The organism is Murinocardiopsis flavida (genome assembly GCF_003014485.1).
Taxonomy (GTDB): domain Bacteria; phylum Actinomycetota; class Actinomycetes; order Streptosporangiales; family Streptosporangiaceae; genus Murinocardiopsis; species Murinocardiopsis flavida.
Genome location: NZ_PYGA01000018.1, coordinates 1 through 22,263, shown reverse-complemented (window position 1 = coordinate 22,263; position 22,263 = coordinate 1). Strand labels below are relative to the sequence as shown.

General features: G+C 72.4%; 25 protein-coding genes, 1 tRNA gene and 1 rRNA gene. 7 read left to right on the top strand and 20 right to left on the bottom strand.

The features are described 5' to 3' along the window. Positions 1-85: 85 nt before the first annotated feature. From gcvH to CLV63_RS23050, 3 genes are all read left to right on the top strand, one after another. Positions 86-466, top strand: coding sequence for a glycine cleavage system protein GcvH (gene gcvH / locus CLV63_RS23060; RefSeq protein ID WP_106585285.1), 381 nt, complete (start codon positions 86-88; stop codon positions 464-466). A 4-nt stretch (positions 467-470) separates the two neighbouring features. Beyond that, the gene (locus CLV63_RS23055) at positions 471-1,766 is read left to right on the top strand and encodes a serine hydroxymethyltransferase (RefSeq protein WP_106585284.1); all 1,296 of its coding nucleotides are present in this window, start codon (positions 471-473) and stop codon (positions 1,764-1,766) included. 151 nt (positions 1,767-1,917) lie between these two features. Further along, the gene (locus CLV63_RS23050) at positions 1,918-3,327 is read left to right on the top strand and encodes an L-serine ammonia-lyase (protein WP_106585283.1); all 1,410 of its coding nucleotides are present in this window, start codon (positions 1,918-1,920) and stop codon (positions 3,325-3,327) included. 162 nt (positions 3,328-3,489) lie between these two features. On the opposite strand, the gene CLV63_RS23045 is transcribed toward CLV63_RS23050, so the two are convergent. From CLV63_RS23045 to purU, 11 genes are all read right to left on the bottom strand, one after another. Beyond that, on the bottom strand, positions 3,490-3,780 hold the full coding sequence (locus CLV63_RS23045; protein ID WP_245928997.1) for a type II toxin-antitoxin system RelE family toxin: 291 nt from the start codon (positions 3,778-3,780) through the stop codon (positions 3,490-3,492). Next, positions 3,777-4,058, bottom strand: a complete 282-nt coding sequence (locus tag CLV63_RS23040) for a type II toxin-antitoxin system Phd/YefM family antitoxin (RefSeq protein WP_106585282.1) — start codon at positions 4,056-4,058, stop codon at positions 3,777-3,779. Before CLV63_RS23040 ends, CLV63_RS23045 begins: the two co-directional genes overlap by 4 nt. A gap of 54 nt (positions 4,059-4,112) precedes the next feature. Further along, positions 4,113-4,436 carry a hypothetical protein gene (locus tag CLV63_RS23035; protein ID WP_106585281.1) on the bottom strand — a complete coding sequence of 108 codons (324 nt, stop codon included), beginning with the start codon at positions 4,434-4,436 and terminating at the stop codon, positions 4,113-4,115. A 198-nt stretch (positions 4,437-4,634) separates the two neighbouring features. After that, a complete protein-coding gene (locus CLV63_RS23030; protein ID WP_106585280.1) occupies positions 4,635-5,231 on the bottom strand; it encodes an alkaline shock response membrane anchor protein AmaP in 597 nt (198 codons plus the stop codon). 5 nt (positions 5,232-5,236) lie between these two features. Continuing rightward, positions 5,237-5,842 carry a DUF6286 domain-containing protein gene (locus CLV63_RS23025; RefSeq protein ID WP_106585279.1) on the bottom strand — a complete coding sequence of 202 codons (606 nt, stop codon included), beginning with the start codon at positions 5,840-5,842 and terminating at the stop codon, positions 5,237-5,239. 91 nt (positions 5,843-5,933) lie between these two features. Next, positions 5,934-6,329, bottom strand: a complete 396-nt coding sequence (locus tag CLV63_RS23020) for an Asp23/Gls24 family envelope stress response protein (protein WP_106585278.1) — start codon at positions 6,327-6,329, stop codon at positions 5,934-5,936. An 11-nt stretch (positions 6,330-6,340) separates the two neighbouring features. Next, positions 6,341-6,511, bottom strand: coding sequence for a hypothetical protein (locus tag CLV63_RS33700; protein WP_170134300.1), 171 nt, complete (start codon positions 6,509-6,511; stop codon positions 6,341-6,343). 123 nt (positions 6,512-6,634) lie between these two features. Beyond that, positions 6,635-6,982 (bottom strand): hypothetical protein, encoded by a 348-nt coding sequence (locus CLV63_RS23015; RefSeq protein ID WP_245928996.1) that lies wholly within the window; start codon positions 6,980-6,982, stop codon positions 6,635-6,637. Beyond that, a complete protein-coding gene (locus CLV63_RS23010; protein WP_106585277.1) occupies positions 6,979-7,488 on the bottom strand; it encodes an Asp23/Gls24 family envelope stress response protein in 510 nt (169 codons plus the stop codon). The genes CLV63_RS23015 and CLV63_RS23010 overlap by 4 nt, the downstream gene beginning before the upstream one ends. 124 nt (positions 7,489-7,612) lie before the next feature. Beyond that, complete coding sequence (locus tag CLV63_RS23005) at positions 7,613-7,813, bottom strand: CsbD family protein (RefSeq protein ID WP_106585276.1); 201 nt, start codon at positions 7,811-7,813, stop codon at positions 7,613-7,615. A 372-nt stretch (positions 7,814-8,185) separates the two neighbouring features. Then, entirely contained in the window at positions 8,186-9,082 is an 897-nt protein-coding gene (gene purU, locus CLV63_RS23000; RefSeq protein ID WP_106585275.1) for a formyltetrahydrofolate deformylase, read from the bottom strand. Positions 9,083-9,233: 151 nt separating this feature from the next. Between purU and CLV63_RS22995 the strand changes: the two genes are divergently transcribed. Then, the gene (locus CLV63_RS22995) at positions 9,234-10,442 is read left to right on the top strand and encodes an amino acid deaminase/aldolase (RefSeq protein ID WP_106585274.1); all 1,209 of its coding nucleotides are present in this window, start codon (positions 9,234-9,236) and stop codon (positions 10,440-10,442) included. 114 nt (positions 10,443-10,556) lie between these two features. On the opposite strand, the gene CLV63_RS22990 is transcribed toward CLV63_RS22995, so the two are convergent. Together CLV63_RS22990 and CLV63_RS22985 are read right to left on the bottom strand one after the other, a co-directional pair. Continuing rightward, complete coding sequence (locus tag CLV63_RS22990) at positions 10,557-10,961, bottom strand: DUF3618 domain-containing protein (protein ID WP_106585273.1); 405 nt, start codon at positions 10,959-10,961, stop codon at positions 10,557-10,559. 16 nt (positions 10,962-10,977) lie between these two features. Continuing rightward, the gene (locus tag CLV63_RS22985; protein WP_106585272.1) at positions 10,978-12,069 is read right to left on the bottom strand and encodes a CDP-alcohol phosphatidyltransferase family protein; all 1,092 of its coding nucleotides are present in this window, start codon (positions 12,067-12,069) and stop codon (positions 10,978-10,980) included. 379 nt (positions 12,070-12,448) lie between these two features. Between CLV63_RS22985 and bcp the strand changes: the two genes are divergently transcribed. Together bcp and CLV63_RS22975 are read left to right on the top strand one after the other, a co-directional pair. Beyond that, positions 12,449-12,934 carry a thioredoxin-dependent thiol peroxidase gene (gene bcp, locus CLV63_RS22980; RefSeq protein WP_106585271.1) on the top strand — a complete coding sequence of 162 codons (486 nt, stop codon included), beginning with the start codon at positions 12,449-12,451 and terminating at the stop codon, positions 12,932-12,934. An 83-nt stretch (positions 12,935-13,017) separates the two neighbouring features. Beyond that, positions 13,018-13,095, top strand: a tRNA-Leu gene (locus CLV63_RS22975). Positions 13,096-13,186: 91 nt separating this feature from the next. Here the strand turns inward: CLV63_RS22975 and CLV63_RS22970 are convergent. The 6 genes from CLV63_RS22970 to CLV63_RS22945 form a co-directional block, all read right to left on the bottom strand. Further along, positions 13,187-14,593, bottom strand: coding sequence for a serine/threonine-protein kinase (locus CLV63_RS22970; RefSeq protein WP_245928995.1), 1,407 nt, complete (start codon positions 14,591-14,593; stop codon positions 13,187-13,189). A 238-nt stretch (positions 14,594-14,831) separates the two neighbouring features. Next, on the bottom strand, positions 14,832-16,178 hold the full coding sequence (locus CLV63_RS22965; protein WP_106585270.1) for a M16 family metallopeptidase: 1,347 nt from the start codon (positions 16,176-16,178) through the stop codon (positions 14,832-14,834). A 68-nt stretch (positions 16,179-16,246) separates the two neighbouring features. After that, positions 16,247-17,581, bottom strand: a complete 1,335-nt coding sequence (locus CLV63_RS22960) for a M16 family metallopeptidase (protein ID WP_106585382.1) — start codon at positions 17,579-17,581, stop codon at positions 16,247-16,249. Positions 17,582-17,737: 156 nt separating this feature from the next. Continuing rightward, positions 17,738-18,802, bottom strand: a complete 1,065-nt coding sequence (locus CLV63_RS22955) for a hypothetical protein (RefSeq protein WP_146165633.1) — start codon at positions 18,800-18,802, stop codon at positions 17,738-17,740. Positions 18,803-18,887: 85 nt separating this feature from the next. Then, complete coding sequence (locus CLV63_RS22950; protein ID WP_106585268.1) at positions 18,888-19,580, bottom strand: molybdopterin-dependent oxidoreductase; 693 nt, start codon at positions 19,578-19,580, stop codon at positions 18,888-18,890. Positions 19,581-19,696: 116 nt separating this feature from the next. Then, positions 19,697-20,971 (bottom strand): aminotransferase class I/II-fold pyridoxal phosphate-dependent enzyme, encoded by a 1,275-nt coding sequence (locus tag CLV63_RS22945; RefSeq protein ID WP_106585267.1) that lies wholly within the window; start codon positions 20,969-20,971, stop codon positions 19,697-19,699. Positions 20,972-21,641: 670 nt separating this feature from the next. Between CLV63_RS22945 and CLV63_RS22940 the strand changes: the two genes are divergently transcribed. After that, positions 21,642-22,022, top strand: a complete 381-nt coding sequence (locus CLV63_RS22940) for a hypothetical protein (protein ID WP_245928994.1) — start codon at positions 21,642-21,644, stop codon at positions 22,020-22,022. A gap of 148 nt (positions 22,023-22,170) precedes the next feature. On the opposite strand, the gene rrf is transcribed toward CLV63_RS22940, so the two are convergent. Further along, a 5S ribosomal RNA gene (rrf, locus tag CLV63_RS22935) occupies positions 22,171-22,263 on the bottom strand; the annotation flags it as partial.

Genomic DNA, 22,263 nt, shown 5'->3' with positions numbered 1-22,263 from the left:
CACCGGCCCCGGAGCCCCGGGGCGCGAACGAGGCGAGGCGGCCGGTGAGCGGCCGCCGCACAACGGAAGAGTCCTGGAGCATACCTTGAGCGTTCCCGCGGAGCTGGGTTACACCAACGAGCACGAATGGGTGGCCGTTGCCGACGGCGTCGCCACCGTCGGCATCACCTCCTACGCCGCCGAGGCGCTGGGCGACATCGTCTACGTCGAACCGCCGGAGGTGGGTGCGACCCTGACCGCCGGCGACACCTGCGGCGAGGTCGAGTCCACCAAGTCGGTGAGCGACCTGTACTCCCCCGTGGACGGCGAGGTGGTCGACGTCAACCGGGCCGCGGTCGACGAACCCGAGGTCATCGGGTCCGACCCGTTCGGCCAGGGCTGGCTGTTCAAGGTGGAGCTCTCCGGAGACCCCGCCGACCTCCTGACACCCGAGCAGTACACCACCCTGACCGAAGGCGAGGGCTGAGCACATGACCGCCGACACCACACCTACGGCCAGCCACCAGAGCGAGCTCCTCAACCGCCCGCTGGCGCAGCTCGACCCCGAGGTCGCCGCGGCCCTCGACGCCGAGCTCGGCCGCCAGCGCGACACACTCGAAATGATCGCCTCGGAGAACTTCGCGCCGCAGGCGGTGCTGGAGGCCCAGGGCACGGTCCTCACCAACAAGTACGCCGAGGGCTACCCCGGCCGCCGCTACTACGGCGGCTGCGAGCACGTCGACGTCGTCGAGCAGCTCGCCATCGACCGCGCCAAGGCGCTGTTCGGCGCCGAGCACGCCAACGTCCAGCCCCACTCGGGCGCCCAGGCCAACACCGCGGTGTACTTCGCGATGCTGAAGCCCGGCGACACCATCCTTGGCCTGGACCTCGCCCACGGCGGGCACCTCACCCACGGCATGCGCATCAACTACTCCGGCAAGATCCTCAACGCCGTGGCCTACCACGTGCGCGACGACGACGGCACCGTCGACTACGAGGAGGTCGAGAAGCTCGCCGAGGAGCACCGGCCGAAGATGATCGTCGCGGGGTGGTCGGCGTACCCGCGCCAGCTCGACTTCGCGCGGTTCCGCCGCATCGCCGACCAGGTCGGCGCGCTCCTCCTGGTCGACATGGCGCACTTCGCCGGGCTGGTCGCCGCCGGGCTGCACCCCAACCCGGTGCCCCACGCCGACATCGTCACCACCACCACCCACAAGACCCTGGGCGGGCCCCGCGGCGGGCTGATCCTCGCCAAGGAGGAGTACGGCAAGAAGATCAACTCCGCGGTGTTCCCCGGGATGCAGGGCGGGCCGCTGGAGCACGTCATCGCCGCCAAGGCCGTGGCGCTGAAGATCGCGGCCGGCGAGGAGTTCGCCGACCGCCAGCGCCGCACCGTGTCCGGCGCGAAGATCCTCGCCGAGCGGCTGACCCGGCCCGACACCACCGAGGTCGGCGTCAGCGTGCTGACCGGCGGCACCGACGTCCACCTGGTCCTGGTCGACCTGGTGAACTCGGAGCTCAACGGGCAGCAGGCCGAGGACCGGCTGCACGAGATCGGCATCACGGTCAACCGCAACGCCGTGCCCAACGACCCGCGGCCGCCCATGGTCACCTCGGGCCTGCGGATCGGCACACCGGCGCTCGCGACCCGCGGCTTCGGCGACGACGACTTCACCGAGGTCGCCGACATCATCGCCGCGGCGCTCAAGCCCGACTACGACGCCGCCGCGCTGGGCGCCCGGGTCCGGGCGCTCACCGCCAAGCACCCGCTGTACCCGGGCATCTGATCGACCTGCGGCCCGCGCGCGGGCCGCAGTGGTGCCGCGGGCTCCCGGTCGGCCCGGCGGCCGGGTCCGCGCACCGCCCCGATGCGGGCGGCGCGCGGACCCGGCCCCTCCGCCGTCCACCCACTCTGCGCGTACCGAGGAGGGCAGGATCATGGCCATCAGCGTCTTCGAACTCTTCACCATCGGCATCGGACCGTCCAGTTCGCACACCGTCGGCCCGATGCGGGCGGCCCGCACCTTCGTCGACGGGCTGCGCGACTCCGGTGTCCTGCCCGCCGTCGCGGGTGTGCGCGCGGAGCTGTACGGTTCGCTGGCGCTCACCGGCAAGGGCCACGGCAGCGACACCGCCGTCATCCTCGGCCTGCTCGGCGAGACCCCGGAGGGCGTCGACATCGACTCCGTGCCGCAGCTGCTCGGCGCGGTGTCGGACGGCCTCCTGCTGCGGCTCGGCGGCGAGCACGACATCCGCTTCGACCCCGCGGAGCACGTGGACTTCCGCCGCAAGGAGCACCTGCCCGGACACCCCAACGGGATGCGCTTCGTCGCCTGGGACGCCGCGGGCGCCGAACTGCGGGCCCGCGTCTACTACTCGGTGGGCGGCGGGTTCGTCGTGGACGAGCTGGCGGCGGGCGCCGACCGCATCACCGTCGACGACACCCCGCGGCCCTACCCGTTCGCCACCGCCGCCGAACTCCTCCAGATCTGCCGCGACACCGGCATGTCCATCAGTTCGGTGATGCTCGCCAACGAGCAGGCGTTCGGCCGCACCCCCGAGGAGATCCGCAGCGGGCTGCTCGCCATCTGGGCGGCGATGCGGCGGTGCGTGCGGCGCGGCGTGATCACCGAGGGCACCCTGCCCGGCGGCCTGAAGGTGCCGCGCCGCGCCCCGCGGCTGTACCGCCAGCTCGGCGGGTACTGCGACGAGGACGGGATGCTGTCGCCGGGCGCCTCCGTCGACCCCGACCCCATGCGCGGCAGCGACTGGATCACCCTCTACGCGCTCGCCGTCAACGAGGAGAACGCGGCCGGCGGCCGGGTGGTCACCGCGCCGACCAACGGCGCGGCCGGGATCATCCCCGCGGTCCTGCACTACTACGGGCACTTCACGTCGGGCGCCGGCGACGACGGCGTCGTCCGGTTCCTGCTCGCCGCCGGCGCCATCGGCATCCTGTTCAAGGAGAACGCGTCGATCTCCGGCGCCGAGGTGGGCTGCCAGGGCGAGGTGGGGTCGGCGTCGTCGATGGCGGCCGGCGGGTTCGCCGAGGCGCTCGGCGGCACCCCCGCCCAGGTGGAGAACGCCGCCGAGATCGCCATGGAGCACAATCTCGGCCTGACCTGCGACCCGATCGGCGGCCTGGTGCAGGTGCCGTGCATCGAGCGCAACGCGCTGGCGTCGGTGAAGGCCATCAGCGCCACCAAGATCGCCCTGCGCGGTGACGGCACCCACTTCGTCAGCCTCGACAAGGTCATCAAGACCATGCGCGACACCGGCCGCGACATGATGGACAAATACAAGGAGACCAGCCGCGGTGGCCTCGCCGTCAACGTCATCGAATGCTGAACCGCCCGATCCGCGCCATGGCGCCGGAGAACTCGCCGCAATGGCGGATCACGTATGGGCGGAACCGTTCGATTGGCCGAGGTTCGACGGCACCGGCGAACTACCGACCAGTACTGAGATCACCGAGGCCGTAGCCGAAGGCGCAGCCGTCCCGGAACGCGATCAGCGGGAGCGGTAGGCGTTGGATCGGTGCTCGATAGCCACTACGGTCACGATCTTTTCGACGTCGTCGATCTCGTACATGACGCGGTACGCACCGCGTCGAGCGGAACGAATACCCTCGTAGGGGGCAGGAGGAGCATTTTTGCCGAGCCGATGCGGGTTCTCCGACAGCGTGGTCGTGATGAACTCGTACACGGCCGTCGCCACTTTCTCCAGGAGGCGGCCGGCAAGCGTCCGGGCCGCGGGCCCCGCGATGATCAGCCGGTAGGACGGTGGGTCCGCCCGGTTCACGATTCGCGCTTCCGCTTCGCCATCAGCGCCGCCAGGTCGTCGGCGCCGAGGACGTCACCGGCGGCGACCGCTGCACGGGATTCGGCCAATTGCCGCATCGCGTCGGGGTTCGCGAGTACGTCCAAGGTCTCTTCGAGTGCCGCCAGATCATCGGGAGAGATGAGCACGGCAGCCGCTGCCCCATTGCGGGTGATGGTGACTCGCTCGTGTGTACGCTCAATGTCCTCGACAAGCTCGGACAAGCGGTTGCGCACTTCGGTCAGCGGCATCGTGGTCATGGACCCATGATGCCGATAACCGGCGCGGTCTACGTACAGAAGACCGCCGTCGGCTCAGGCGCCGATGAGGGTCATGACTCCTACCAGGACGCTCACGCCCAGCAGGATGAAGCCCCAGAACTGCATCGGGACGAAGAACAGGGTGTGGGCGTTGCGGTACATCACCGGCTGGCCCGTGCCGGGGTGGAAGCCGGGCCGCGGGGCGTTCAGGCGCTGCCCGACGAAGAAGACCGCGATCCCCGCCGCCGCGAGGCCGAGCGCCACACCGAGGGGCGCCAGCTCCGGTCCGAGGAACGACTCGGCGGTGAGCCCGCTGGGCACCGCGAACAGGCCCGCGATCAGGACGACGAGAATTCCCCAGCCACGCCAGATGATCATGTTTTCGCCTTATTGGTTCGGGTTGCGACGGCATGATCGTATCGGTACCCGCGGCGGGGTTTAGCCGTATCCGGAGGGTTCTCCGGGCACGCGCCGCACCGGTCCGCCCGGCGTCCCACGGGCCGCCGAGGGGGCCCGCTGCGGGGGCCCGGTGCGGGCCGCCGCGGGGGTCCTGGCGCGGCCCCACGCGGACCCCGGTCAGGCCAGTTCGCGGCGGGGGTTCTTGGGCGGGGCCGTCATGGACATCCGGATCACCGCCGGCAGCCGGTCCACCTCCAGCGATCCGCGCAGCTGCTCGATCGCCTCGCCGCGGCACCGCCGCCACACGTCCGCGACGTCGGCGTCGGCGTTCAGGGTGAGGTCCAGCCGCACACTGGGGTCGTGCCGCGACTCGGCCAGGTTCGCGCGGACCCTGCGCACACCTGGATATCGGCCCACCTGCTCCTCCAGTGCGCCGCGCGCGACAGCGGCCGGCATCTCGATGGTGCCCGGCGCCGCCTCGGTCTCCATGCGCAGCCGCCCCACGGTGTCCGTGCCGCCCAATGCGGTCAGCCAGCGCAGGGCCAGCAGCGCGACGATGATCGCCGCCGCCGCGAGCGCGTAGGGCGCCCAGGGCCGCCCCAGCCACGCCGCCACCGGGCCGCCGAACAGTTCGGCGCGCGCGGGTCCCGCCCCGAACACGCCGGCCCCCACTGCCAGCGCGGCGGCGCCCGCCGCGATGAGGACCAGCCCGACCAGGGCCAGCACGATCCGGTTGACGCGCGCGGGCCCGCGCGCACTGTCGCCCGCCGCCATCGCCGTCACGCCTTGGAGAACGTGATCCGGGCGCGGACCGTGAAGGTGCGCAGGGGGTCCAGCTCCGCGAGCCGCCGCTGCACCGCGGCGCCGACGGCATCGCGCATCCCCGGGGCGCCGCGCAGGTGGGTGGTCGCGCGCACCGTCACCCGGCGGCGCCCCACACGGACGTGCGCGTGGCGCACCCCGTCGACGTCGCGTGCCGCCGCGGCGAGCGCGCGGCGTAGGCCCGGCCGCGACAGGCCCACGACGAGCTCCGGGTCGTCGGTACGCAGCGGCAGGTGGCCGCCGCTCCCGGGGACGAGGGCCAGCCCGAGCAGCACGAGGCCGATCACCGCGAGCACCGCCGAGGCGATCCGCACGCCCGGCTCGTTCCAGCGGGCGCCGCCCGCGTAGTCCGCGGCGCGGTCGAGTGCGACGACTCGCAGCGGGCTGCCGACCAGCGCGGAGATGACCTCCGTGGCGGCGAGCACCGCGATGACGGCGACGACCGCGCCGACGAGGAACGCCGGCCATGAGCGACGGGGGCGGAAGGTGTGCACGGCCGTCCGGCGCGCCTTCCGGGAGGTGCCCGGATCGGGCCGGCGTACGGCGTCCTCGACAGTGGTCATCCCTGCTTCGCCCCTCACTGCTGCTCCGGGGACCCGGTACCGGTCCCGTGTCCGTTGCGGCCGCCGCGCCGCAGCGCGGGCGTCGCGGGTGTCACCGGGTGCGCCCGGCCGGTACCAGCTCGCCGATCTCGATGTCGATGTGCTGCACGGTCATCCCGGTGCAGTGCTCCACCCGCCGCCGCACGTGCTCGCGCACCTCGCGCGCCGTACTGCGCAGCGGGGCCGGGTAGTGGAGCGCGATCACCAGCCGCAGGGCGATGCGCGACCCGCTCACCCGCGCATGGGCGCGCGCCGGGACCCGGCCGCCGACGACCAGCCCGCCCAGCCGCCCCGACAGCCCCCGGGTGCCCTCGACCTCGGACACGGCGCGCGCCGCGATCCTGGCGACCACCCGTTCGGGGACGACGGTCCGCCCCCGGCCGGACACCGCCTCCGGCGGGTCGCGCTGCTCCGGGACCGGCCGGACGGGGACCGCGGTCGAACTCATCGCCGGGCCGCCTAACCGCGCCGGGTGAACAGTTCGGCGAGGTCGATCTCGCCCTCGTACGCCCGGCCGACCAGGAATCCGACGACCCCCAGCACCAGGACGAGCGCGAACGCCCCGAACCCGCCGAAGTACGCCGCCAACCCGAGTACCGACCCGAAGGCCAGCCCTGCGATCGACCACATGGCCCTCACCCCTCATCCGTTCCTGTCCTCGGCCGGCGCCGCACGCCGCCCGTCCAACGCGGCCGCCGGCCCGGCAGGGGCGGTGCCCGCCGCTCGGCGCGCATGCCCGCCGCCCGCACCGCGTCAGCGCCCCGCACCGCCGCGCTCGGCCGCCGGCGCCGCGGGCCCGCCGTCCTGCGGCGCGCCCGCCACGACGTCCTCGACGGACACGTGGATCGCGCGGTCCGGCACCAGGGGTGCCAGCGCCGCGCGGATCCGCGCGGTGACGCCGGGGATCGGGTGGCCGAACCACACGACCACGCCGACCTGCACGCTGTCGGCGCGCAGCGCCACGCCGTCCAGCCGCCCGCCGGGCAGCGGCGTGGCGACGGTGCCGAAGGCGCCGGCGGAGAGGCCGGCGACGCCGACGACCCCCCGCACCGTCGCCGCGATCTCCGCGCCGAGGTCGGCCTCGGTGTCCGCGGCGCTCATTGCACCCGCGGTTCGGCGGACTCGTCGTCGCCGGAGTCGTCGTCGGGCAGGTGGATGTCGTCCACGCTGATGTTGACCTCGGTGACCTCCAGCCCCGTCATCCGCTCGATCCCGGTGATGACGTTGCGCCGCACCGCACCGGCCAGATCGGGGATGGACACGCCGTACTCCACCACGAGCTGGATGTCGACGGCGGTCTGGCGCTCGCCGACCTCGACGCTGACGCCGCGCGCGACCGTGCTGGTGGTGCCGCCGCCCCCGGGCATGCGGTCGCGCACGGCGCCGAAGGCGCGGGCCGCGCCGCCGCCCATCTCGTAGACGCCGCCGACCTCGCGGGCCGCCATGCCGGCCACCTTCGCGACGACATGGTCGGCGATCGAGGTGCGGCCGCTGGAGGTGACGAGGTCGCGCGACTTGCCGCCCTGGCCCCCGCTGCTCGACCCGGTGTCGCGGGCCTCCGGAACCCTGGCTTCCTTGGCGCTGGTATTGGTGCTGGTGTCTGTCATGTCCGACTCCCCTGTGTCGAGGCGCGGTGCGCCGGTCGGGCGGTGCGGCCCGCCGCACGCCGCCGGGCCCCCGGTGCGGGGGCCCGGCGCGCGGAGCGGCCCGCGCGCGGGCGGGCGCGCGGGGTCACTTCTTCTTGAAGGCGCCCTTCACCTTCTCGGCCGCGTCGGACGCCTTGTCCTTGGCGCGCTCGGCGGCGTCCTTGGCGTCCGCCTTCGCCTGGTCGAGCTTTCCCTCGCGCTCCAGGCCCTTGTCGCCGGCCGCCTTGCCGGCGCCCTCCTTCGCCTTGCCCGCCGCGTCCTCGAAGCGGTTGCCGAAGTCGCCCATCGCTGCCTCCGTTCGTCGCCCCCGCGAAGGGGCACCGGGTGACCCGCCGCGCGCTCGGCCGCGCCCCGGACTCCGGGGCCGCGCCGTGCGCCGCGGCAGCGCGGCCCATGGCCGCATTGGCGGGGACGCCCGGCGGCCGCGCGGCCCCGCGGCAGCGCAGGACCGCATCACCCACCGCACGTACCCGTGAACACAATGTAACTTAATGATCACTGTCCGTGTTCAATTTCCGGTTCGTCGCGCCGCGTCCGATGTCGGAACGCGCCGGTACCGCGGCAAGACGGGAGAAAAGCGGCGGGCGCGGCCGGGCGCGCCGCAGCGGGTCAGGGGTCTGGGAGTCAGGCGGGTCTGGGGGTCAGGCGGGTCAGCGGGTCAGCGGAACACCACGGTCTTCGCGCCGTTCAGCAGCACCCGGCGCTCGGCGTGCCAGTTGACGGCGCGCGCCAGCGCCTGCGACTCGAGGTCGCGCCCCATCGCCGCCAACTGCTCCGGGCTGGAGCCGTGGTCGACCCGGGCGACCTCCTGCTCGATGATGGGCCCCTCGTCGAGGTCGGCCGTGACGTAGTGGGCGGTGGCGCCGATGAGCTTCACCCCGCGCGCGTGGGCCTGGTGGTAGGGGCGGGCGCCCTTGAACCCGGGCAGGAACGAGTGGTGGATGTTGATGACCTTGCCCGGCAACTTCTCGCACAGGTCCGCCGACAGCACCTGCATGTACCGGGCCAGCACCACCAGGTCGATGTCCTGGGCGGCGACCAACTCCAGCAGCCGCGCCTCCTGCCGCTCCTTGGTCTCGGGGCGCACCGGCAGGTGGTGGAAGTCGAGGTCGTAGGAGCGCGCCAGGTATTCGAGATCGGGGTGGTTCGACACCACACCGGCGATCTCGGCGTGCAGCAGGCCGCTTCGCTGCCGGTACAGCAGGTCGTTCAGGCAGTGCCCGAACCGCGACACCATCAGCAGCACCCGGGGGCGGACGTCGCACCGCCGCAGGTCCCACTCCATGGCGAACTCCGCCGCGAGCGGCGCGAACGCCCCGCGCAGGGCGTCCTCGCCGACCCCGTCCACCCCGCCCGGACCGCCCTCCGCCGCGAACTGCATGCGCAGGAAGAAGCGCCCCGTGTAGTGGTCGCCGAACTGCTGGCTCTCCGTGATGTTGCACCCGTGCCCGGCGAGCAGGTTCGCCACCCCCGCGACGATGCCGCGGGTATCGGGGCACGACAGGGTCAGCACGAACTCGGGACCGCTCGCGGCGGGGTTCTGCGCGGCACACATGGACGGGCACTCCGGGAGGTCGGCGGACAGGCCGGCACCGGGGTCGCCCCGCAGGCCACGGCATTGGCCACCAGGATATCCGGCCCCAGCGCCCCTCACCGCGAGACCACCGGACATGAATCCGATTCACGACCTGTGGGATGCTCACGCCATGAGCACCAGCGAACGCGCCCGCCTGGAAACGGCAACCGCCGGGCTCAGCGCCCCTTTCGCCGTCGTCGACCTCGACGCGTTCCGCGGCAACGCCGCCGACCTCGTCCGCCGCGCCAACGGCACCCCCATCCGGCTCGCCAGCAAGTCGGTGCGCTGCCGGCACCTGATCCGCGCGGCCCTCGCACACCCCGGCTTCGCGGGGATCATGGCGTACACCCTGCCCGAGGCGCTGTGGCTGGCCGGCGCCGACGGCGACGAACCGCTCAGCGACGACATCCTCGTGGCCTACCCGACCACCGACACCAGCGCCATCGCCCGCCTGGCGGCCGACCCCCGCGCGGCGGCGTCCATCACCCTCATGGTGGACCACCCCGCCCACCTCGACCTCATCGCCCGCGCCGCACCCGACCCGGTGCGCCCCCTGCGGCTCTGCATCGACGTCGACACCAGCTGGCAGCCCCTCGGCCCGCGGCTGCGCATCGGCGCGCACCGCTCCCCCGTGCGCAGCCCCGCCCAGGCCGCCCGCCTCGCCCGCGCCATCACCCGGCGCCCCGGCGTCGAACTCGACGGGCTCATGGCGTACGAGGCGCAGATCGCCGGTGTCGGCGACCTGCCGCCCGGCAATCCCGCCTACGGCCGCTTCCTGCGCGCCGTCCAACGCCGCTCGCGCCGCGAGCTCGCCCACCGCCGCGCGGCGATCGTCCGTGCCGTCCGCGCGGTCGCCGACCTCCGGTTCGTCAACGGCGGCGGCACCGGCAGCCTGCACACCACCAGCCGCGAACGCGCCGTCACCGAGGTCGCCGCCGGGTCGGGGCTCTACCACCCGCGGCTGTTCGACCACTACAGCGCATTCACGGGACGCCCGGCCGCCCTGTTCGCGCTGCCGATCGTGCGGCGCCCCGCCAGGGGGGCCGCCACCGCGCTGGGCGGCGGCTACCTCGCCTCCGGGACCGGCGACCCCGACCGGCTCCCCCAGCCCTACCTGCCGGCCGGCCTGTCCTACAGCTCCACCCAAGGCGCCGGCGAGGTGCAGACGCCGCTGCTCGGCGCCGCGGCCGAAGGCCTCGAGATCGGCGACCTGGTGTGGCTGCGCCACGCCAAGGCCGGGGAACTGTGCGAGCACTTCCCGACACTGCACCTCGTCGAAGGCGACCGGGTGACCGCCGCGGTCCCCACCTACCGGGGCGAGGGCCGGACCTTCCTGTGACCCCCCGGACCCGGTGGCCCCCGAGCCCTCCGACGAACGACCCCCGGCGGCCCTGAAAAGGGCCGCCGGGGGTCGTTCGTCGGACCACGCGGCCGGACGCCGGGTCGGCGGGTCTCAGCGGCGCTTCGCCCGCTTCCGCCAGGCGATCACCAGGCCGACCGTGACCACCAGGCCGACACCCACGCCGACCAGGACGGCCTCGGGCGGGATCGGGCCGCGGGTCGAATAGGTCGAGACGACCTCTTCGTCACCACGGAGCCGGACGCTGCCCTCGGGCGGCTCGATGACGTGGCTGTCGAGGCGCACCGCGGTCGACCCCGTGACCAGCGCACGGGCCTCGCCCACGAGCTGGTCGCCGGCGTCGAGGACGCGGTGCCACCCGCGGCGCGCGACGTTCTTGGGGCTGGTCCGATCGACCAGCTCATCGATCGACCAGGCCAGCCGCTGCTGAGTACGCTCTATCTCAGCCTGCACATTCGCCGGGTCGCGGCGCTCCCCCGCAGGGTCGCGTTCCTCCATACGGTGGTCCCTTCCACTACCCCAGGGTCGCCTGGGAGGAGCCGCCGGCCGCACTCTCCGCGCGGTCGGCCCCCGCAGACGGGCGCGTGAGGTTCAGCGCGCCTTCGATGCCGTCCACCACACGGAAGAAGTCGTGCGTGGACAGCCACAGTTTATAGACGATCGCGACCTCGAACGCGATCAGCAAAACACCCATGGGGATGGTGATCCACGCGATCGCGCCCGGCGCCACCGCCCCGGCCAGCGGCGCGATGATGAACACCGCCGCCTGGAACTCGATGCCGCTCACCAGGTGCGTGCGCACCCGCCGCACCCGGAGGAACTCCCAGAACCACTGGTACCACGGGAACCGGTCGCGGAACTCCTTGTGCAGGTCGACCTTTGGCAGCCGGACATCGGGCTGCTTGCCGGCGTCGCGGTCGGAGCGGCTCTCGCGCTCCATCTGGGTCCGCAGCATCTGATCCAGCACGGAGATGCCGTGGCGCAGCACCGCCTGCTCGCCGGCGTCGCTCATGGGGCGCCCGGCACCCTCGGGGCCGATCGGTTCGGCCGCGGGGTCGGCCGGCTCCAGCATCGACAGGGTGGCCCGCGCCCGCTCCAGCACGCCGGCGACGTGCGACCGCATCTCCCGCCGGATCTTGTAGACCTGCAAGGCGTTGAGATACCGCAGCATGTCGAGGAAGACCACGACCAGCGCCAGCCACACGAAGAGGACCTCGCCGGTGGCGACGTACTGGCCGCCCATCAGCGCGATGGCGCACACCAGCACCCGGAACCGGTCGAAGACGTAGTCCATCCACGACCCGAACAGCGACTCGGAGTCGGTGAGGCGCGCGAGCTTGCCGTCCATGCAGTCGAGCAGGAAGCACGCGTAGTACAGGACCGCGCCGAGCACCAGCAGCTGCCACCAGCCGAACGCGAAGCACGCCGCGGCGCCGAGGCCGAACAGCAGGGCCGCGGTCGTCAACTGGCTCGGCGTGATCGAGGTGCGGTTGGCGACCAGCCGCACCAGTCGCAGCGCCAGCGGATCGACCATCCACACGGTCCACCAGGAATCGCGCGTCTTGCAGGTGCGCTCCCTGACTTCAGCCAATGTGAATGCGGCCATTGTTGTCGGACTCCAAAATCGCGAAGCGGTGTGTGCTCCGGCCGGTCGGCGGCTGACGACGCGGGGGTGGTGACGCATGAGTCTACGCACACGTGGTCGCCCGCATGAACGGGCCCGCTCTCCCCGACTCGGCCAAGAATAGGGGCATTTGGCGTACCCCGAGCGCAGAAGGGCCGCGAACGGGCCGCGTCCCGGCCGAAAGCGCGGCCCACGACGCCGTGTGGGCAAGGGATCCGGCTCCCGGTGCGGCGCCCCGCACACCGACCTCGCCCCCGGCCCCGACACCGCCCCGCACCCGCCCGCGGGCCCACCCCCGCCGTGACTAGGCTGGACCCCGCGAAACAACGGCCCCCGCACCGACCTTCGACGAGGAGACCCAGTGAGCGCCACCGACGGCCGACTCGAACCGGGCGACACCGCCCCCGACTTCACCCTCGACGACGCCGACGGCACCCCCGTCCGCCTCAGCGAGGTGCTGAAGGCCGGCGGCAACCGCGTCGTCCTGTACTTCTACCCGGCCGCGATGACCCCGGGCTGCACGACCCAGGCCTGCGACTTCCGCGACAACTTCCGCGACTTCGACAAGGCCGGGCTGACCGTCCTCGGCGTCTCCCCGGACAGCCCCGCCAAGCTCGCCGAGTTCCGCGACAAGGAGGGCCTCACCTTCCCCCTGCTCGCCGACCCGGACAAGGAGGCGCTGCGCGCCTACGGGGCGTTCGGCGAGAAGAAGAACTACGGCAAGGTCGTCCAAGGGGTCATCCGGTCCACGTTCGTCATCAACGCCGACGGCACGGTCGACAAGGCGTACTACAACGTGAAGGCCACCGGCCACGTCGACCGCATCAAGCGCGACCTCGGGGTGTGAACCGCCGGTCGGGCGCCGCTCTCGCGGGGCGCCCCGCGAGAGCGGCGCCCGACCGCGGAAACCGCTAGCATGAGGCGCGTCAAAGGGCCGTAGCCCAACCGGTAGGAGGCACAGAGTTTAGGTCTCTGCCAGTGCGGGTTCGAATCCCGTCGGCCCTACCAGCGCGAGAGGCGCGGGGATCCCATCCTCGCGCCTCATCACCGTGTCAGCGGGGCTCTGTGCCAGTGGGACGTGTCAGCGTGCCCCGGCCGCTCAGCCGCCGATGCGGAACAGCAGCGCCCACAGGATCAGCGCCAGCAGCGCCACCACCGCCACGACGACCCCGATCACCATGGGGCTCGGCTTCTTGCGCCCGCCATGGCGCCCACTGCTGGTCAGGCCGATCGTGTCGGTCGACTCCCTGATGGAGGTCAGCAGGTGGTTGACCGACTCGGGGCGGTGCTCGCGCATGCGCTCCTGGAGGGACGACACCGAGTCGTGCAGCTCGGAGACCGACTCCTTCACGTTGTGGCGGAGCACGCTGGCGCCCGCCCGGAAGTGCTCCCGCGCGGTGTGGTCCAACCGGTCGTCGCCGGACTGGTCCGGTTCGTCGCCGGAGTCGCCGCCGGATTCCTCGGCGGTGTCGGAGCCGTCGTCGGCCGCGCCCTCAGGGGCGGCCGGAGGGTCGTCGTCGCCCGCACCGGGCGCGGGTACCAGCGGGGCCGGCGGCGCCGACTCGGCAGCGGACTTCGCCGCCGACTCGGGGCTGGTCTCCGGCGCCCACGGCGCGAGAGCGGCGATGCGCAGCATCTTCTCGGCGTTGTCGCCGGTGAGCCGGTCCTCGGGCTTCACGTGCAGCAGACCGGCCAGCACCGGGGCGAGCGCCCCTGCGTGCTCGGCCGGCGCCGGTTCGTCGAGCTCGTCGCCCCGCAGGATGGCGATGTAGCCCTTGCGGTTGTACGGCGGGTGGCCCTCGACCGCGGCGTACAGCGTGGCGCCCAGCGACCACAGGTCCGACGCCGGGCCCACGGGCCCGGCCTTCGCACGCTCCGGCGGGATGTAGGACGGCGACCCCACGATGCGCCCCGAACTGGTCAGCGCGGACTCACCGGTCCAGGCCGCCAGCCCGAAGTCGGTGAGGACGACCCGCCCCTCCTCGCTGATCATCACGTTCTCGGGCTTCACATCGCGGTGGATGATGCCTTCGTCGTGCGCCGCCTTCAGCGCGCCGATGAGCTGCATGCCGATCTCGGCGACCCGCGGGTACGGCAGCGGCCCCGCCACCTCGATGATCTCCTGGAGGGTGCGCGCCACCAGGAACTCCATGACGATCCACGGGCGGTCGTCCTCGTTCACGACGTCGAGGACGGTGACCACGCTCGGATGCGCCAGCTTGGCGGCGACCCGCGCCTCGCGGGTGGTGCGGCGCAGCAGCGACTCGCGTTCGGCCTCGCTGAGGTCGGTGGGCAGCCGCAGCTCCTTGACCGCGACCTCGCGGTCGAGGACGAGGTCGGTCGCCCGCCACACCGTGCCGACGCCGCCGCGCGCCACCTCGGCGTCGAACTTGTAGCGGCCCGCGAGGACCCGCTCCTCGGGAGCGGCCTCCAGGGTGGCCGGGCGCGCCGAATCGGGCGGCGTCGCCGCCGCCGAGTCGGCCTGGGGTTCATCGATGGAGGACACGGCTTCTACTGCGTCAGATCACGGGCCACGGTGGCCTCCTGCGGAGTCTTACGGGGGCTAGCGCGCCAAACGGTGGACGGATCACTCGTTATATCAGCTAAAGCGGAGGTCGGAGGGGGTACTTGCACGATCAGGACCACTTAGCTTCGGTTTCGTTATCTGTTTCTGTCAAGACCCGCGCATACGGCGCCGGTCATCCCCAAATGGTCTAGCCGCCACAGGGAGGGTTAAAACCGGCTCAACCCCACAGAGTCTCGGGGTCGCGCACCTCGACCGGGCCGACGTCCAGGTCCTCCAGCGACCCGCGCAACTCGCCGGCGTCGCCCGCGACGATGATGACCGCCTCCTCCGGGCGGAGGTAGCGCTCCGCCGCCGCGTGCAGCTCCTCGGCCGTCAGCCGCTCGTACCCGGCGCGCAGGCGGTCGACGTGGTCCTCGGGGAGGTCGTGCACGACGATCTCCACGAGCGCGGACGCCAGCGCCCGCGACGTCGAGTACGCCACCGGCAGCCCCACCGTGTTCGACTCCTTCACCGAGGTCAGCTCGCCCTCGTTCGCGCCGTCGGAGCGCAGGCGCTCGATCTCGGCGAGCGTCGTGCTGATCGAGTGCGCCGTGGTGGGCGCCTCGACCTGGGTGCTGATGTAGAACACCCCGGCGTCGCGGCGCAGGTCGAACCGGCACCCCACACCGTAGGTGTAGCCGAGCCGCTCGCGCAGCTCCATGTTGAGCCGGGAGTTGAACATGCCGCCGAGGACCTCGCCCGCGCTCTCGGCCGGCACCAGGTCGATCTCGGCGCGCGACGGGGCGCGGTGCGCGAGCACCAGCGCCGACTGCACCGAACCCGGCCTGTCGAGCACCACGATGCGGGGCCGCTCGCCGTCGCCCGTGCCGGGGGCCGCGACCGGCTGCGCCACAGCGGGCGCCGCGTCGCCGAACACCGTCCGGCCCAGCGCCTCGAGGTCCACACCGGCGAGGTCGCCGACCACGACAAGGGTTCCCGCGACCGACGCGATGGTCGACGTGTGGAAGTCCGCGACGGACTCCGGGGTGAGCGCCCGCAGCCGCGCCGGGCCGCCGCCCAGCGGGGTGGCGTAGCGGCCACTGAACAACTGCCCGCCGATGGAGCGGGCCGCCAGCGTCGACGCCATGGAGTTCTCCAGCGCGAACCGCTCCACCAGCTGGTCGCGGCGCCGCACGACGTCGTCGGCGCGCAGCGCCGGTGTGCGCAGCGCCTCGGCGAACAGCGCCGTGGCGTCGGTGATGCGGTTCACCGGGGCGTCGACACCGGTGACGAAGGAGTCCCAGCTCACCCGGCACGCCCACTCGGCGCCGTGGCGCTCCAGCGCCGGTGCGAGCGAGCTGTCGCCGAGGATGCCGTCCTCCAGCGCCTCCCCCGTGAGGGTGGCGACACCCATGCGGTCCAGCGGCTCCGCGGCCCCGCCGGAGCGCTGCACGAGCCGCACCGACGCGTAGAGCTGCCCGGGGACGTCGATGGCGACGACGGTCCCGCCGCCGACCTGGACCCGGCGCGGCCTTGGGAACGTGTAGGGCTTCGGGGCACCGGGCACGGGGCGGGACTGGAGCATGTGGACTGCGACTCTCTCTTCGGCGTCGGATCGGCGTCGGGTGATGGGGCTGGGCGGCGGGGCCGGACTCAGGAGTCGGCGGCGGCGCCGTCGGCGGACTCGTCGGCGGAGTCGTCCTCCGCAGGCGGCGAGAAGCGCACGGCGAGGCGGTTCTCCGCGGTGAGGAGCCGCTTGGCGAAGCCGGCGACCTCATCGGGGGTGATGCCGTTCCAGCGCTGCGGCCAGGTGTAGGCGAGCGCGGGGTCGTCGAACAGCTGCGTGCAGCTCCCGATGGTGTCGGCGAGCCCGCTCGGGCCGGAGATGGATTGCAGGTGGTCGCGTTCGAGGACCGCCCGCGCCCGCTCCAGCTCCTCCTCGGTGACGCCCTCGGCGAGGCGCTCGATCTCCTCCAGGATGGCGGATTCGAGCTCGTCGCCGCCGATCCCGTCGCGCGCGATGGCGCTGACGAGGAACAGGCTCGGTGTGTAGCGGAACGGCAGGATGTCGGCCGCCGAGCCGCCGTCGTCGACGGCCAGGCCGCGTTCGACCACCAGCCGCCGGTACAGCCTGCTGCCCTGCCCCTGGCCGAGAACGGCCGAGGCGAGGTGCATGACGTCGAACTCGCGCCCGCCGTACTCGCCGACGCGGAACCCCAGGAAGACGGCCGGCGCGGGCACAGCGGCCGTGACCGAGTCGACAACGGGGCCGCCGATGGGGCCGGCCAGGGTCGGGTCGGGCGCCGTGGCCGCCTCGGGCCGCGCCGGGATCCCGCCGAAGTAGCGTTCGGCGCGGTCGCGGACGTCGTCGGGGTCGAGGTCGCTGACGACCGTCAGCACGAGGTTGTCGGGGCCGTAGTGGCGCTCGTGGAACGCCAGGACGTAGGAGAGGTCGGCGGCGTCGAGGTCGGCCATCGAACCGATGGTCGGGTGGTGGTACGGGTGGCCCTCGGGGTACCCGAGCCGCAGGATGCGTTCCAGCGCGGTGCCGTACGGCACGTTGTCGTAGCGCTGGCGGCGCTCGTTCTTCACAACGTCGCGCTGGTTGTCGAGGACCTCCTGGGTCATGCCCTCGCGGAGCGTGGCGAGGCGGTCGGCCTCCAGCCACAGGACGAGGTCGAGCGCGTGCTCGGGCACGGTCTCGTAGTAGTTGGTGCGGTCCGTGGACGTCGAGGCGTTGATCTCGCCGCCGAGCCGCTCGACGGCGTCGAAGTGCTCGCCCTTGGACACCGTGCCGCTGCCCTGGAACATCAAGTGCTCGAACAGGTGCGCGAACCCGGTCTTGCCGGGCACCTCGTGCCGCGAACCGACCCCGTACCAGAGATTGACCGCCGCCACTTGCCCCGTGGCGGCCGGTGCGGTCACCAGGCGCAGACCGTTCCCGAGCGTGTACCGCCTGATCTGCTCCGCCGCGCTGATGGTCGCCACCAGTCCCTGCACCCCTACCTCACGCTCGCTGGTCACCGCCTGACAAGTGAGCCTATGCCCTCGTGCGCGCCCGTGCGCACCCGACCGGGCGATCGCCGCCCGCTCCGCCCGCCACCGCAGGGCACCGGCGGGGCCGCGGGAGCGGCGTGGGCGGGATCACGACCGGCGCCACACGTCGCGCTTCGCGGGAACGGGCAGCGTGATGTCGTCGCCCCAGTCGGAGAACCGCAGGTCGACGTGGCCGGGGCCCTCGTCGGTGTCCATCTGGACGAGGACGGCGACCGGCAGGTAGTCGTCGTCGACCCACACCGTGAACGCGATATCGCGTACGCCCTGGGCGTAGAGGTCCTGCAACACCCGCCACGCCCCTCCCTTGCCGCTGACGTGGCCCATGCCCTCGACCACCGGGAACTCCGCCCGGTACCCGCGGCCGCGGACGCCTTCGACGGTGCGCGGCCCCGCCGGCACCAGGTCGCTCGCCCCCGCGATCATGCTCCAGTCGCGGATGCCCGACACCGCCCTGATGACCTCGGCGTACAGTGCCCGCGGTTCCGGCGGGTCCTCGAAGTCGGCCCGGGAGCGCCGCACCCACGACTTCCCCTTGGGCATGTCCTCTGTCGTCGGGGGTTTGAGGTAGAACGCGCTGTCCTCCGCAACGGCGCGCGCGGAGTAGTCGCCCCCGCCGCGGGCGCGCATGTCGAGGTCCACGGCGAAGTCGACCCGCTCCTCGGAGCGGAACGCGTAGCCGCCGGACGCCTCGGCCCGGCGCATCCCGTTCAGCGAAGCCGTGGCGTCGAAGTTGGCCGTGGCCCGGGTGAGGACCGCCTTCTCGATGACGGCCACCAGGTCCGCGGGTTTGCCGGGCTCACTGCCCGGAACGTCGATTTCGGTATCGGGGTCGCCGTCGACCCGACCGCCCCCGCCCGACCCGGCCCCCGAATCGCCGCCCTTGCCGCCGCCCTGCCCGCTGCCGTTGCCGCCGCCGTTTCCATCGCTGCCGCCGTCGCCACCGCCGGAGCCCCCGGGGCCGTCCGGCTCCCCTGAGGGCGCCCGGGACGGCGACGCCGACCCGCCGGGCGAACCGGGGTCCTCCCCCGGATCCGAACTCGGGGCCGTGGTGGAAGGGCCCTCCGGCCCGCCTTGGAGCTCCTGCACACACCCCTGAGCAGCCCACATGACGACACCGGCGGTAACGGCCGCCACCAACGCCTTCTGACCCATAGCAGGATTCTGCCCACAGACGCCCGCAAAGCCACGCGAACCGGGAAAACCCCGGCCGATCGATACCGCCCGCGGCGTACCGGGTTCAGGCGCCGAAGCGCCGGGGTCTGCCATCGAAGCGCGCGTACCGCCGCCGCACACCGGGGATCATGCCGCGCCACACCGGCCGCCACACCCATCCGGGCAGGAGCGGGCCGCGTTCTTCGTGCGAGATCCGGGCGCGGCGGTGTCCGATCCAGCCGACGGAACCGGAGTCGTAGCGGGTCCTGTACTCCACGGCGCACACGTGGCGGACACTCTTGTACCCGTAGTGCGCGGGGACGACCAGCCGCACCGGTGCGCCCTCATCCGGCGAAAGGGGCTCGCCGTGGAGGGTGTCGGCGAGCAGCACGTCATCGGCGAGGGCGTCATCGAGCCGCAGGCAGCTGCGGTACCCGTCGAGTCCGGTGAAGACGACCCATGCGCACTTGGGGTGGGGCTCCACCCGCTGCGCGAGCCATTCGTGCACAGCGGCGAACGGCACTCCGCCCCATTCGAGCCCTGTGGCGCTCCACGTCGTCACGCAGTGGAGGTCGCTCCGCTGCGCGGACCGCCGTCCGGGCAGCGCCAGCACCTCCGCGACGGCCACCTGCATGGGCGCCCGCACGGTGCCGCCCACCGTGATCACCGGACGATCGGGGACGACCGGGCGCACCGCGGCGAACTGCGGCAGCCCGAAACGGCGCAGTGGGGCACCGCTCTGGCCGGGCGGCAGCGGCCCCTGCCTCTCCTCGGCCATGACGCCCTCCGAACTCACTGCCGGGTCTGCGACGAAACTGCGGCGGGGACGTTCCCGCTTGGGTGCTATGGGGGTGGGTGCGATCCGGCCGGATCGCACCCACCCCGCAGCGGATCCTACTCGGCGGCCTTCAGCCGCTGCTCGGTGGCGACGAGGCGCACGCAGATCGCGAGCCCTTCCACAGCGGCCGCCACATCACCGAGGGCGGGGTAGGTGGGGGCGACGCGGATCGTGCGGTCGGCGGGGTCGTCGCCGTACGGGTGGGTGGCGCCGGCCGGGGTCAGCGCGATCCCCGCCGCGGCGGCCCGGCTCACGACCTGCCCCGCGCATCCCTCAGGCACGTCGAGGCTGACGAAGTAGCCCCCCAAAGGCTTCGACCAGGACGCCAGCCCGGTACCGCCCAGCTGCTCGCTGAGGATCCGCTCGACGGCGTCGAACTTCGGCCGGATGATGGCGCGGTGCCGAGCCATGTGCGCGCGCAGCCCGTCCTCGTCGCGGAGGAACTTCAGGTGGCGGAGGTGGTTGAGCTTGTCCGGGCCGATGGTGCGCTTGGCCGTGCACCCGAGATACCAGGCGACGTTGTCCGGTGCGGAACCGAAGAACGCGACACCGGAACCCGCCAGCGTCACCTTCGAGGTCGAACCGAACACCAGCGCGCGATCGGTGTTGCCGCTCGCCGCGCAGGCCGCGAGGATGTCGGCGATCTGCACAGCGTCCTCGGTGAGATCGTGCACCGCGTAGGCGTTGTCCCAGAAGATCCGGAAGTCGGGAGCCGCCGTCGGCATCCCGGCGAGCCGTCGCACGGTCTCGTCGCTGTAGGTGGTGCCATCGGGGTTGCTGTACTTCGGGACGCACCAGATCCCCTTGATCTGCGCGTCACCGGCGACCAACTCCTCGACGACCGCCATGTCCGGCCCGTCGGGCGTCATCGGGACCGGGATCATCTCGATGCCGAAGCGCTCGCACAGTGCGAAATGGCGGTCATAGCCCGGGACAGGACAGAGGAACGCGACCCTGGGCTCGTCCGCCCACCGGCGGACGGCACCCGGCACGGGGCTGAGGAGCGCGTGGACGATGCTGTCGTGCATCAGCGCGAGGCTGGAGTTGTCCGACGCGACGAGCTGCTCGGCGGGCACCTGCAACGGCCCGCTGAAGATCTCCCGCAGTTCGCGCAGGCCCTGGAGCCCGCCGTAGTTCCGGCAGTCGGTGCCGTCGGGGGCGGTGTACTCGCCGTTCGGGAGGGTCAGCAGGTCAGCGGCAAGGTCGAGTTGCTCCGGCGCTGGTTTGCCCCTGGTGAGGTCCAAGGAGAGACCGCGCCCGACAAGGGCGTCGTAGTCGCGAAGCGCGCGGTCGTACTGGGCGGTCAGCTCGCTCGGGTCCGGAGTCGTCACGGGAATAGCACTTCCTCGGTGGTGGCATCGGGGGCCATGTCAGTGGATGCGCCGAAGGATACAAGGTCAGAGCCCACCACCCGCAGCCGATACCGCCAACGCGCAGCCGATACCGCTAGCGCGCGACCGACCCCGCTAACGCGCAGTCGGCACCAGCCAAGACGAGGTATCCCCCGTGTCCCACCGACCTGCATCGCGCGCACCCTCTGCCGGGCAAGGTGCCAGCTCTGCCGGGCGAGCTGCCAGTCGAGCGAAAAGCAACAACGGCGGGCGGGCTCCCGAACCCCGGCGGCATCGAACCGGACGCGCGATGGCGCGGAGTCCCGCTCGCCTTCCGGTGCGCGTCGACCACCGTGAGCGCGGGCGAGGGCAGCCGATGAGGGCCGAGGCCCGCCGCTCGAAACCCCGACAACGATGAGCCCTTCACGGCGACCAATGCGTCGAACCGAGAAGGGACGAGCCGGGACCATGCCGCAGGGCCCTGCAAGTGTCCGCCACGGCACGTCACGAAGCGAGGGATCAGATGCCTGTCACCACTCCCGGACGCTTGGCGCCCCTGCCAACGAGGGCGGGGCTGGCCGTCGCCGCGCTGTGCGCGGTCGTCGCCTGCGGCAACGGCTCAACGACCGGGACCAAGGAACCATGCACCCTGATCGGAGCTCCGAAGGGAGTGTCGGTCACCATCGCAGAGCGTCATGCGGCCGATGTGTCCACCGCGACCATGACAGTGTGCTGGGACGGCTCCTGCAAGGAACCCGATATCCGTCTCCACACCTCGACTTCGCCCGGCCCCGCACAGTGCGACGACGGGGTGTGCGTCTCACGCGCATCTCCGACCGGCGACCTCAACGGATTCGCGGATGTCGAGGACCTACCCACCAAACCCGTGGAAGTACGCCTGGTCCTCTTTGACACCAACGGTTCAGAGCTGATGGACGACCGCGTCACGGTCACACCGTCGATGAAGCGTCCCAACGGCGACCACTGCCCGCCAGGCGGCCCGAATGCCGGCGTTTCCGTCGAAGACGGCGCCCTCCGCAAACCGGACTGACCAGGAGTTCATGCGTTAGGGAGTCCGTCCCCACTCCCTCCGCACAACAAAAAAAGGGGGGCGCCCCACGGCACCCCCCACAACCCACAAACCCGCACAACAAAAAGAAGCGGGCAACCCCCACAGGGGTCGCCCGCTCCAAAAAGATGTCCGGCGGCGACCTACTCTCCCACCCCGCACCATGGAGGCAGTACCATCGGCGCTGGAAAGCTTAACGACCGGGTTCGAAATGGGACCGGGT